Origin of the sequence: uncultured Piscinibacter sp. (assembly GCF_937952055.1) — a bacterium.
GTDB lineage: Bacteria > Pseudomonadota > Gammaproteobacteria > Burkholderiales > Burkholderiaceae_C > Piscinibacter.
Genome location: NZ_CALFYO010000022.1, coordinates 69,592 through 81,553, shown reverse-complemented (window position 1 = coordinate 81,553; position 11,962 = coordinate 69,592). Strand labels below are relative to the sequence as shown.

The window sequence follows — 11,962 nt, the reverse complement described above, 5'->3', positions numbered from 1 at the left end:
GAGCCCTCTTGATCCACCTGCTCAACCTGCTCGCCGCCATCGCCCTGCTGGTGTGGAGCACGCACCTCGTGCGCACCGGCATGTTGCGGGTGGCCGGGGAGAACCTGCGCGGCATCCTGTCGCGCAGCTTCAGCAACCGGCTCAGCGCCATGTTCGCCGGGCTGGGCGTGACCAGCCTGGTGCAGTCCGCCACCGCGACCTGCCTGATCGTCGCGAGCTTCGTCGGCAAGGGCTTGGTGGCGAGCAGCGCGGCGCTGGCGGTGATGCTCGGTGCCGACGTCGGCAGCGCGATGATGGCGGTGATCTTCTCGTTCGACCTGTCGTGGCTGTCGCCGCTGCTGATCTTCGCCGGCGTGGTGATGTTCACCACGCGACAGGACACCGGCGTGGGCCGCGTCGGGCGCGTGCTCATCGGCCTGGGGCTGATCACGCTGGCGCTGCGGCTGATCGTCGACGCCACCACGCCGCTGACCGAATCGCCGGCCGTACGCGCGCTGCTTGCCTCGCTGCCCAACGAGGTGCTGCTGGACATCGTGGTCGGCGCGGCGCTCACCGTGCTGTCCTACTCCAGCCTGGCCATCGTGCTGCTCACCGCCACGCTGGCGAGCTCGGGCATCGTGCCGGCCAACGTGGCGCTGGGCCTGGTGCTGGGCGCCAACCTCGGCAGCGGCTTCCTGGCGCTGCTCGCCACCAGTGGTGCTTCGCCGCAAGTGCGGCGGTTGCCGCTGGGCAACCTGATGTTCAAGGGCCTGGGCGCGGCCATCGCCATCCCGCTGCTGCCGCAGGCCCATGTCTGGCTGCAGCTGACCGGCGCGTCGGTGCACGAGCAGGTGGTGTGGTTCCACCTCGGCTTCAACGTGATGCTGGCGCTGCTCTTCATCAGCTTCACCGGCGGTGTGGGCCGGCTCGTCGAGCGCGTGCTGCCCGAGCCGGCACTGGGCGCCGACGCCAGCCGCCCGCGCCACCTCGACCCTTCGGCGCTGGCCACGCCTTCGCTGGCGATCAGCTGCGCGGCACGCGAGGCGCTGCATCAGGCGGACGTGGTGGAGACCATGCTGCGCGGCATCCTGCCGGTGATCCGCCACAACGACCTGGTGCTTGCCGAGCAGTTGCGCAAGATGGATGACGCCGTCGACGAGCTGTACTCGGCGATCAAGTTCTATCTCACGCAGATCTCGCGCGAGGCGCTGTCCGTGCGGGAAAGCCGGCGGTGGACCGACATCCTGTCCTTCACCATCAACATGGAGCAGATCGGCGACGTCATCGAGCGCGTGCTGCAGGACGTGGAAGACAAGAAGATCCGCAAGAGCCGCAGCTTCTCGGAAGCCGGCCTGGCCGAGATCAGCCATCTGCACGAGCGCTTGCTGGCCAACCTGCGCCTGGGCATGAGCGTGTTCCTCGACGGCCATGTGCGCGACGCGAAGAAGCTGCTCGAGGAGAAGGCGCGCTTCCGCGACCTGGAGCGCGAGTACGCCGCCAGCCACATCGCGCGGCTGCAGGACAACACCGCGCAGAGCATCGAGACGAGCTCGCTGCACCTCGACCTGATCAGCGACCTCAAGCGAATCAACTCGCACATCTGCTCGATCGCCTACCCCATTCTCGACTCGGCCGGCGTGCTGTCGCAGACGCGCATCCGCCACTCCAAGCTCGCCGAGCTGAGCGTCGACGAAGACAAGCGCTGACGCCGTGGGCACGCTCGCCTGGCCGGTGCTGGCCGCCGTGTTGTGCGGCGCCCTGCTGCACGCCTCGTGGAACGCACTCATCAAGGGCGGCAGCGACAAGGCGCTGGACACCGCGCTGATCCACGGCCTGGGGCTGGTGATCGCGCTGCCGGTGGTGGCCGTCGTCGGCCTGCCGCCGCGAGACGCCTGGCCCTATCTCGCCGCCTCGATGGTCGTGCACCTGGCCTACTACGTTGCCCTCGTCGGCGCCTACAGGCACGGCGACCTGGGTCTGACCTACCCGGTGATGCGCGGCCTCGCACCGCTGCTGGTCGCGGCTGCAAGCGCAGCGGTGATCGGCGAGCCCCTGCCGCCCGCCGCCTGGGCGGGCGTGCTGGCAGTGAGCGCCGGCGTGATCGCCATCGGCCTGTCGCGCGGCTCGGTGGGAGGCCATCCGGCCAAGGCCTTGCGCTATGCGCTGGCGAACGCGGCGATCATCGCGCTCTACACGGTGATCGACGGGCTGGGCGTGCGCGCCGCCGGCCACGCGGCGTCGTACGTGGCCACGCTGTTCCTCTTCGAGGGGCTGCCCTACTTCGCCCTGGTGATGTGGCGCCGATCCGGCCAGCGCGAGGCAGCGCTGCACTACATGGGCAGCCGCTGGCGGCTCGCGCTGGCCGGCTCGGCCGCATCGTTCGGCTCCTATGCGATCGCCCTGTGGGCGATGACGCAGGCGCCCGTGGCGGTGGTTGCCGCCCTGCGCGAGACCTCCGTGCTGTTCGCTGCGGCGCTGGGTGCTCTGTGGCTGAAGGAAGGCTTCGGCGCAATGCGCGCCGCGGGCACGGTGCTGGTGGTGGCAGGCGTGGTGGCGTTGCGGCTGGCCTGAATGGCGCGTCCGGGCTCAGCGCCGCGCATCCATCTCCAGCGCATGGGCGTGGATCAGCGCCGCCTCCAGCGTGAACTGGCCGGCGGCGATGCCGTCGCGCAGCGTATCGGCGTCGATGCAGGAGAAACCGGCCACTTCGCCATCCTGGTTGGCCGGCTGCAGGCGGCGCGGCACAACGGCTTGGAACAAGGTCGCGCGCTCGACCATGTAGCCCTCGGCCACCGGCCGGCGGATCTGCAGGTGGCCGAGCGGCCGCAGCACATCGAGTTCGGCCAGGCGCAGACCGGCCTCTTCCCAGGTCTCTCGTTCCAGCGTCCGCGCCACGGTCTCGTCGGCCGCCATCAGGCCGCCGACCATCGTGTCCCACAAGCCCGGGTCGGTGGCCTTGTCGAAGGCGCGCTGCTGCACCCAGAAGCGCCCGTCGGCGTGTCGTCCGACCAGATGCACCGCGTGCGTGGTGATGCCCAGCGGACGCACCGCGGCCCGCTCGATGGCGCCCTGTCGCCGGCCTTCGGCATCGATCACCGGCAGCAGTTCGTCGCGCCAGCGGCTTGCCAGACCCTGGCCGCGCAGCCAGTGCGCCAGCTCGGCGAGCGCCTCGTCATCGTGCGAGCCGATCTGCCAGGCGCCCGCCGCTGTATGCAGGGGCAAGCCGGCCTCGGCCATGCGCTGGCCCATGGCCGGCTCGATCGAGCCGATCTCGACCCTGCCCAGCCGAAGCGGCTCGCGCGGAACCAGCGGCGCCTGCGCGGCACGCCGCCGCAATTCCTCCAGCCACTGCGGATCGTTCACGCTGCGCCTCCCGCGAGCAACGCGCGCAGCCCGTCCTCGTCGAGCACCGCCACACCCAGCTCGCGCGCCTTGTCGAGCTTGCTGCCGGCTTCGCTGCCGGCAATCACGCAGTGGGTCTTCTTCGACACCGAGCCGCTGACCTTGCCGCCGGCCTCCTCGATCAGCTCCTTGGCCTCGTCGCGCGACAGCGTGGGAAGCGTGCCGGTCAGCACCAGCGTCTTGCCCGCCAGCGGCTTCGGCGCCACGTCGGCGTGGTGCGCATCGTGCTCCGCCCAGCGCACGCCCACCGAGCGCAACTGCTCCACCACCTCGCGGTTGTGCGGCTGGTCGAAGAAGGTCCGGATGCTCTGCGCCACCACCGGACCGACGTCGTTGACCTCGAGCAGTTGCTCGACGCTGGCATCCATCAGGCCGTCGAGGCGGCCGAAGTGCTTCGCCAGGTCCTTGGCCGTGGTCTCGCCGACATGGCGGATGCCCAAGCCGTAGAGGAAGCGCGCCAGCGTGGTGTCCTTGCTCTTGGCCAGGCCTGCAAGCAGGTTGGCCGCGCTCTTCTCGCCCATGCGCTCCAGCGCGGCGAGCTTGGCCAGGCCCAGCGTGTACAGCTCGGGCAGGGTGCGCACGATGCCGGCGTCGACGAGCTGATCGACCAGCTTGTCGCCCAGGCCCTCGATGTCCATCGCGCGACGCTGCGCGAAGTGCAGGATGGCCTGCTTGCGCTGTGCCGGGCAGTACAGGCCGCCGCTGCAGCGCCAGTCGACCTCGCCCTCCTCGCGCGCGATGTCGCTGCCGCAGACAGGGCATTTCCCGCCCAGGCGTCTGTACAGGTCGAAGGGCTCGCCGGCGTCGGCCGGACGCCGCTCCAGCACCACGCCCACCACCTCGGGAATGACGTCGCCGGCCCGGCGCACGATCACCGTGTCGCCGATGCGCACGTCCTTGCGCCGCGTCTCGTCCTCGTTGTGCAGCGTGGCATTGCTCACCGTCGTGCCGCCGACGAACACCGGCTCCAGCTTGGCCACCGGCGTGAGCTTGCCGGTGCGGCCGACCTGGATGTCGATGTCGCGCAGCACCGTCATCTGCTCCTGCGCCGGGTACTTGTGCGCCACCGCCCAGCGCGGCTCGCGCGAAACGAAGCCGAGGCGCTGCTGCAGCGCGCGCGAGTTCACCTTGTAGACCACGCCGTCGATGTCGAACGGCAGCGCATCGCGCCGCTCGCCGGTGGTGCGGTGGAACTCGACCAGGCCCGGCGCGCCCCGCACCACGGCGCGGTCGGCACACACCGGCACGCCCATCGCTTGCAGCGCATCGAGCAGCGCCGCATGCGTGGCCGGCATGGGCCAGCCCTGCACCTCGCCCACGCCGTAGGCAAAGAAGCTCAGCGGCCGCGACGCGGTCACCGCCGGATCGAGTTGGCGCACCGCGCCGGCGGCGGTGTTGCGCGGGTTGACGTAGGTCTTCTCGCCTTTCGCGCGCTGCTGTTCGTTGAGTGCCTCGAAATCGTCGCGGCGCATGTAGACCTCGCCGCGCACCTCCAGCACGGGCGCGTCGACGTCCTCCAGGCGCAGCGGGATCTGGCCGATGGTGCGGATGTTCTGCGTCACGTCCTCGCCGGTCTCGCCGTCGCCGCGCGTGGCCGCCTGCACCAGCACGCCGCCCTCGTAGCGCAGGTTGATCGCCAGGCCGTCGAACTTCAGTTCGGCGGCGTACTCCACCGGCGGGGCGTCTTCCGGAAGCTCCAGCTCGCGGCGCACGCGCGCGTCGAAGGCGATCGCCCCCGAGGCCTCCGTGTCGGTTTCGGTGCGGATCGACAGCATCGGCACCGCATGCCGCACCGGCTCGAAGCCCTCCAGCACCTTGCCGAGCACACGCTGCGTGGGCGAGTCGGTCGTCAGCAACTCGGGATGCGCCGCCTCGATGGCCTGCAGTTCCTGGAACAGGCGGTCGTACTCGGCGTCGGGGATCTCCGGCGCGTCGAGCACGTAGTAGCGGTGCGCATGGTGATGCAGCAGCCGGCGCAGTTCGGCAGCGCGGACGGAAGGATCGGGGGAACGCATGCCGCGATTGTCGACCAGCCGCGTTGCGCCCCGGGCGCCCGCGGGATTCAGGCCAGAGCGAAGGCCCGGCGAAGCCGGCCGGCGCCGGCCTGAGGCGAGCCGCCTGCGCTGTGCACCTTCACGGGCGCCTCGCTCCGGCGGCTCAGCTGAACAGGCGACGCGCGGCGGGCGACCCTGCAGCGAGGTCGCGCGACGCCAACTCCTCGTACAGCCGCGTCAGCTCGCCGCCGATCACCGCGAAGCTCTCGGCACCGAGCGGGTTGCCGTTGTCGTCGACGATCGCCGCGTCCATGCCCAGCGACAGCGCTTGCGCGCTCGCCTGCCAGGCGACGAAGGGCTCGCTGGCCGCATCGGTCTGCGGCACGTCGAAGCTCAGCGTCACGTCGCGCAGCGCAGCCTGATTGGGGTCGTCGGCCAGCGCCGCCTGAGAGTCGAAGGCGAGCGTCAGCACCGGCGGAGCCCCCTCCTCCGTTCCCGGCAGCACCAGGCGCCCCGGCACCATGCCGGCCACGAAACCGTGCCGGGCAGCGTGCTGCTGGATGTAGCCCACGCTCCAGGCCACCGAGCGGGAACGCAGGTGCACCGCGAGCTGGGCGTCGTGATCGCCGGCGAAAGCGTCGAGCTCGCGGGCCCGTGCGACCACCTCCAGCATGTCGGGGAAGTCGGCCATCGCACCGATCGCGTCGGCGAAGGCCTGCACCTTCTGCACGAACTCGGAGTACTCGATCTCGTTGAGCGCGCCGCTGCGGTTGGCGAGCTGCACCCCGGCCTGGAACTCGCCGTAGCGCTGGCCGGCGGCCGGCGGCTCCCACTCCTTGCTGAACACGTTCAGGCCCTCGATGAAGAAGGGCTTGCTGCCTGCGCGACGCGTCGGCGGCAGGTGGGAGATCGCCATCTCGCCGCTGATCTGACCCTCGACGCCGAGCGTGGCCACGGCGTCGATCAGCGCATCGACGCGCGGCACGCTGCGGCGCGGCGGACGCACCTCGGCGACCGTGCCGTCGGAATCCGCGGCGGCATCGGTCGACTGCAGGCCTGGTTCGGACGCGACGTCGACGAGCACCGGCTCGCGCGGCTGAGTCGGTGCGGGCGGCACGACCCTCTTCGGCTGCGCCCTGCGCGACTGCCAATAGGCATGCGCGGCCATCGCCGCCAGCACCGCCGCACCGAACAAGGCGAGCGCGACGGTGAGGCTCATGGCCGGTGCACCTTCAGGCCGCCTCGGCCATGCTGACCGCCGCTTCCATGTCCACGGCGACGATGCGCGACACGCCCTGCTCCTGCATGGTCACGCCGATCAGCTGCTCGGCCATCTCCATGGCGATCTTGTTGTGGCTGATGAAGAGGAACTGCGTGCCCTGCGCCATCTCCTTGACGAGCTTGGCGTAGCGCTCCGTGTTGGCGTCGTCCAGCGGCGCATCCACCTCGTCGAGCAGGCAGAACGGCGCCGGGTTGAGCTGGAAGATGGCGAACACCAGTGCAATGGCGGTGAGCGCCTTCTCGCCACCCGAGAGCAAGTGGATGGTGCTGTTCTTCTTGCCCGGCGGCTGCGCCATCACCTGCACGCCGGCATCGAGGATCTCGTCGCCGGTCATCACCAGCTTCGCGTTGCCGCCGCCGAACAGAGACGGGAACATGCGGCCGAAATGTTCGTTGACCTGGTTGAAGGTGTTGCCCAGCAGGTCGCGCGTCTCCAGGTCGATCTTGTGGATCGCGTCCTCCAGCGTCCGGATCGCATCGGTGAGGTCGGCGTTCTGCGCGTCGAGGAAGGTCTTTCGCTCGCGCGCCGCGGTGAGTTCGTCGAGCGCAGCGAGGTTCACCGCGCCCAGTGCGTTGATCTCGCGATTGATGCGGTCGATCTCGCCCTGCAGTCCCTGGAGCCTGACGCCGTTCTCCTCGATGCCCTTCGCCAGCGCCTCGAAGTCGACGTTGGCGGCCGTCAGTTGCTCGAGGTACTGTGCGCCGCCGAGCTGCGCCGCCTGTTCTTCCAGTTGCAGCTTGGTGATGCGCTCGCGCAAGGGTTGCAGGCTCTGCTCGTGCGACAGGCGCTGCTCCTCCGCGCGCCGCATGCGCAGCGTCAGGTCGTCGTATTCGCTGCGCTTGGCACCGAGCGCCGCCTCCCGCTCCAGCTTGAGTGCCAGCGCGGTCTGCAGTCCGGCCTGCGCGGCGGCGTCCGTCAGGCGCTCCAGCTCGTCCTGCAGTTGCTGGGCCGACGACTGATTGGCCGCCACCTGTTCCACCGCCGTCTCGATGCCGCGCTGCAGCTCGCCACGCCGCGCCGCCAGCGATCGAGCATGGAACTGCGCCTCCTGGCTCTGGCGCTCCAGCGCACGCAGCTGCTCACGCGCCTCGGACAGCTTGCGCTCTGCCGCGATCACGTCCTCGTCCAGCTCGGCGTGGCGCTCCTGCGTGGTGGCGAGCTGCATGTCCAGCTCCTCGAACCTCGCCTCGCCGGTGGCGCGGCGCTCGTTCAGCTCGTCGAGCTGTCCGTCGAGCTCGGCAAGCTCCTCGTCGAGCTGCGCGCGGCGTGTGCTGGTCTGCTCGGCCAGTTGCGACAGGCGCAGCAGGTCCACCTGCAACTGGTGGGCGCGCGTCTGCGCCTCGGCGGCATCGCGGCGCACGCCGACCAGGCGCTGCGAGGCCTCGGTGTAGGCCGCCTCGGCGCGCACCAGGGCGCTGCGCGCTTCGTCGGCAATCAGCGCCTGTGCACGCAGCTGGCGCTCCAGGTTCTCGATCTCCTGCGCGCGCGCCAGCATGCCGGCCTGCTCGGAGTCCGGCGCGTAGAAGGCCACGGCGAACTGGCTGACCTGATGGCCCTCGCGCGTGGTGATCACCTCGCCGTGCGTCAGCTTGCCGCGCGCGGCGAGCGCCTCGTCGAGGTTCTGTGCGGTGTAGACACCCTCCAGCCAGTCGTTCAGCAGTGCCTTCAGCCCGGCGTCGCCCAGCCGCAGCAGGTCGGACAGGCGCGGCAGCGTCTGGTGGGTATTGGCGATGGAGGCATTCGGCGGCGTGTAGAAGGCCAGCTTGGCCGGTGGCGCGTCGTCGGCGAAGGCGCGCACGGTTTCGACACGGCCGACCTCCAGCGCGTTGAGCCGCTCGCGCAGCGCCGACTCCAGCGCCGTCTCCCAGCCCGGCTCGATGTGCACCTTGGTCCACAGACCCTGCAGGCCGTCCAGGCCGTGCTTGGCCAGCCAGGGCTTGAGCTTGCCCTCGGTCTGCACCTTCTCCTGCAGGGCGCGCAACGCATCGAGGCGCGCGTTCAGATCGGCCTGCTTGGCCGACTCGGCATTGACCTGCTCCTGCTTCGTGCGGCGCTCCTCGTCGAGCGCCGGCACCTGTTCGCCCAGTTCGTGCAGCCTCGCGTCGGCGGTCGCCTGCGCTTCGTCGGCCACCTCGGCCTGCTGCTTCAGCTCGGCCAGGCGCTGCGTGTCGGGAGCGGCGAGCTGCTGCTTCTCGGCGACGAGCCGCTCGCGACGGGTGTTGAACTGGCGGCGCTGCTCGTCGATGTTTCGGCTCTCGGCCGCCAGCAGCTGGATCTGCTGCTGCACCTGGGCCACCACATTGCGCTGCTCGTTGCTCCTGGCCTGCGCGGCGCGCACCGCGTCTTCCAGCGTCGGCAGATTGCCGGCCTGCTCCTCGGCCTGCGCGGCGAGCACCTCGCCCCGCTCTTCGGCGGCGGCGATCTGCTCGGCGATCTGGCCGAGTTCATCCTCGGCCTCGCGGCGGCGCTCGTCCCACTGTTCGCTGCCGGCCTTCAGCTCGGCGAGGCGCTGCTCGACGCGCGCACGGCCCTCGACGACATAGCGGATGCGTTCCTCCAGCCGGCTGACCTCCAGCGCTGCCTCGGCGAGCAGGCCTTGCGCGCCGTGCAGTTCGTCGCTGGCGGTGTAGTGCGCCTGGCGGATCGTCTCCAGTTCGGCCTCGCCCTGGCGCAGTTCGGCCAGGCGCGCCTCGAGCGCGTTGGTGGCCTCGAGCACCGCCTTCTTGACGCGCTCTTCCTCGCTGGCCGCGTCGCGGTGCTTGAGGAACCAAAGCTGGTGCAGCTTGAGTTCGCCGCTTTGCTGCAGGCTGCGGTACTGCTGCGCCACCTCGGCCTGCTTCTCCAGCTTGTCGAGGTTGCTGGTCAGCTCGCGCAGGATGTCCTCGACCCGGACCAGGTTCTCGCGCGTGTCCTTCAGCCGGTTCTCGGTCTCGCGGCGGCGCTCCTTGTACTTGGAGACGCCGGCGGCTTCCTCGAGGAACAGGCGCAGTTCCTCGGGCTTGGATTCGATGATGCGGCTGATCGTGCCCTGGCCGATGATGGCGTAGGCGCGCGGGCCCAGGCCGGTGCCGAGAAAGACGTCCTGCACGTCGCGGCGGCGCACCGGCTGGTTGTTGATGTAGTAGCTGCTGGTGCCGTCGCGCGTCAGCACGCGCTTGACGGCGATCTCGGTGAACTGGTTCCACTGGCCGCCGGCGCGCGCGTCGGCGTTGTCGAACACCAGTTCGACGCTGGAGCGGCTCGCCGGCTTGCGGTTGCCCGAGCCGTTGAAGATCACGTCCTGCATCGACTCGCCGCGCAGTTCGCTGGCCTTGCTCTCGCCCAGCACCCAGCGCACCGCATCCATGATGTTCGACTTGCCGCAGCCGTTGGGGCCCACCACCCCGACCAATTGCCCGGGCAACTGGAAGTTGGTCGGCTCGGCGAACGACTTGAAGCCGGAGAGCTTGATCGAGTTCAGGCGCATGGGAGAGCGGGTGACTGCTCGGCGTCGAAGTTCGGAGACTTTCGCCAAGTCCTTGATTCATATGAGAAAACCCGCGCTGCCGCGGGTCCTCTTCGGGGCGGGATGATAGCATCGCGGCCCCGCGCAATCCCTCTCCAGACGTGTCCGCCATGGCCAAGAAGACCCCCGCCCAGCCGCCGCTCAGGCAGCGTCCGATGCCGCCCAATCCACCCAGCGCGCCGAGCAGGGAACTGCACGTCTTCGAGAATCCGGCGCCGGAGCGCGACTATGTCATCCAGTTCCAGGTGCCCGAGTTCACCTGCCACTGCCCGCTGACCGGCCAGCCCGACTTCGCGCACTTCACCATCGACATGATCGCGGACAAACTGTGCGTCGAGCTGAAGAGCCTGAAGATGTACTTCTGGAGCTTCCGCGACGAGGGGGCGTTCCACGAGAAAGTGACCAACACCATCCTCGACGACATCGTCGCGGCCACGGCGCCGCGCTTTATCCGCATCACCGCCAAGTGGTACGTGCGCGGGGGCATCTACACCAACGTGGTCGCCGAGCACCGCAAGAAGGGCTGGAAACCCCGGCCCCGCGTAGACCTGCCGGCGCACCCGGCACAGACCGGCCTGCTGTGAGGCAGGCATCGATAATTCGCCGATGAACCCGCTCCTCGCGCGCCTGCACCCCTACCCGTTCGAGAGACTGCGCGAGCTGACGCGCGGCATCACGCCCAATCCGGCGCTCGCACCGATCGGCCTGGGCATCGGCGAGCCCAAGCATGCGACGCCGGAACTGATCAAGCGCGCGCTGACCGGCCACCTCGCGGGTCTGGCCAGCTACCCGGCCACCGCGGGCGAGCCCGCGCTGCGCCAGGCCTGCGCGGCCTGGGTGCAGCGCCGCTACGGCGTGGCGCTGGACGCCAACACGCAGGTGCTGCCGGTGAACGGCTCGCGCGAGGCGCTGTTCGCGCTGGCCCAGACGGTGATCGACCCGACGAAACCCGGCGCCGCCGTCGTCTGCCCCAATCCCTTCTATCAGATCTACGAGGGTGCGGCGCTGCTCGCCGGGGCCCAGCCGCACTACGCCAACAGCGACCCGGCGCGCAATTTCGCCCCCGACTGGGCCAGCGTGCCGGCGGAGGTCTGGGCGCACACGCAGTTGCTCTACGTCTGCTCACCGGGGAATCCGACCGGCGCGGTGATGCCGCTGGCGGAGTGGAAGATGCTCTTCGATCTGAGCGACCGCCACGGCTTCGTCATCGCCTCGGACGAGTGCTACTCGGAGATCTACTTTCGCGACGAGCCGCCGCTGGGCTCGCTGGAGGCCGCTACCCGGCTCGGCCGCAGCGATTTCCGCCGGCTGGTCGCGCTGACCAGCCTGTCCAAGCGCTCCAACGTGCCGGGCATGCGCTCGGGGTTCGTCGCCGGCGATGCCGCGATCCTCAAGCCTTTCCTGCTCTATCGGACCTACCACGGCAGCGCGATGAGCCCGGTGGTGCAGGCCGCCAGCATCGCGGCCTGGAACGACGAGGCGCATGTCGTCGAGAACCGCGGTCTGTACCGCACCAAGTTCGCCCAGGTCACTCCGCTGCTCGCGCGCGTGATGGATGTCGCGCTGCCCGACGCCGGCTTCTACCTCTGGGCGCGCGTGCCGGGCGGGGACGACGTAGCCTTCGCGCTGCAGTTGCTCGCTCAATACAATGTGGCCGTGCTGCCCGGCAGCCTGCTCGCCCGCGAAGCCGGCGGCATCAATCCCGGCGCCGGCCGCGTGCGCATGGCCCTGGTGGCCGGCGTCGACGAGTGCCTCGAAGCCGCGCAACGCATCGTTTCCTTCATCCAAGCCCGCTGAGCC

At 70.0% G+C, this 11,962-nt stretch carries 8 protein-coding genes; 4 read left to right on the top strand and 4 right to left on the bottom strand.

Going from position 1 to position 11,962, the window contains the following annotated elements; genetic code table 11:
• Nucleotides 1-8: 8 nt before the first annotated feature.
• Nucleotides 9-1,685 (top strand): Na/Pi cotransporter family protein, encoded by a 1,677-nt coding sequence (locus Q0599_RS19205; RefSeq protein WP_298833033.1) that lies wholly within the window; start codon nucleotides 9-11, stop codon nucleotides 1,683-1,685.
• A gap of 4 nt (nucleotides 1,686-1,689) precedes the next feature.
• Nucleotides 1,690-2,550: an EamA family transporter gene (locus tag Q0599_RS19200; protein WP_298833031.1), complete on the top strand. Its 861-nt coding sequence runs from the start codon at nucleotides 1,690-1,692 to the stop codon at nucleotides 2,548-2,550.
• A gap of 15 nt (nucleotides 2,551-2,565) precedes the next feature.
• Here the strand turns inward: Q0599_RS19200 and Q0599_RS19195 are convergent, their stop codons facing one another.
• The 4 genes from Q0599_RS19195 to smc all read right to left on the bottom strand — a co-directional run bounded on the left by Q0599_RS19195 (nucleotide 2,566) and on the right by smc (nucleotide 10,123).
• Nucleotides 2,566-3,342 (bottom strand): NUDIX domain-containing protein, encoded by a 777-nt coding sequence (locus Q0599_RS19195; protein ID WP_298833028.1) that lies wholly within the window; start codon nucleotides 3,340-3,342, stop codon nucleotides 2,566-2,568.
• Complete coding sequence (gene ligA, locus Q0599_RS19190; RefSeq protein ID WP_298833026.1) at nucleotides 3,339-5,396, bottom strand: NAD-dependent DNA ligase LigA; 2,058 nt, start codon at nucleotides 5,394-5,396, stop codon at nucleotides 3,339-3,341. The genes Q0599_RS19195 and ligA overlap by 4 nt, the downstream gene beginning before the upstream one ends.
• A 142-nt stretch (nucleotides 5,397-5,538) precedes the next feature.
• Nucleotides 5,539-6,594 (bottom strand): cell division protein FtsZ, encoded by a 1,056-nt coding sequence (locus tag Q0599_RS19185; RefSeq protein ID WP_298833024.1) that lies wholly within the window; start codon nucleotides 6,592-6,594, stop codon nucleotides 5,539-5,541.
• Nucleotides 6,595-6,607: 13 nt separating this feature from the next.
• Nucleotides 6,608-10,123 carry a chromosome segregation protein SMC gene (gene smc / locus Q0599_RS19180; RefSeq protein WP_298833022.1) on the bottom strand — a complete coding sequence of 1,172 codons (3,516 nt, stop codon included), beginning with the start codon at nucleotides 10,121-10,123 and terminating at the stop codon, nucleotides 6,608-6,610.
• 194 nt (nucleotides 10,124-10,317) lie between these two features.
• Between smc and queF the strand changes: the two genes are divergently transcribed.
• Together queF and dapC are read left to right on the top strand one after the other, a co-directional pair.
• Nucleotides 10,318-10,746 carry a preQ(1) synthase gene (gene queF, locus Q0599_RS19175; protein WP_298833309.1) on the top strand — a complete coding sequence of 143 codons (429 nt, stop codon included), beginning with the start codon at nucleotides 10,318-10,320 and terminating at the stop codon, nucleotides 10,744-10,746.
• Between the two features lie 22 nt (nucleotides 10,747-10,768).
• A complete protein-coding gene (dapC, locus tag Q0599_RS19170; protein ID WP_298833020.1) occupies nucleotides 10,769-11,959 on the top strand; it encodes a succinyldiaminopimelate transaminase in 1,191 nt (396 codons plus the stop codon).
• Nucleotides 11,960-11,962: the final 3 nt, after the last annotated feature.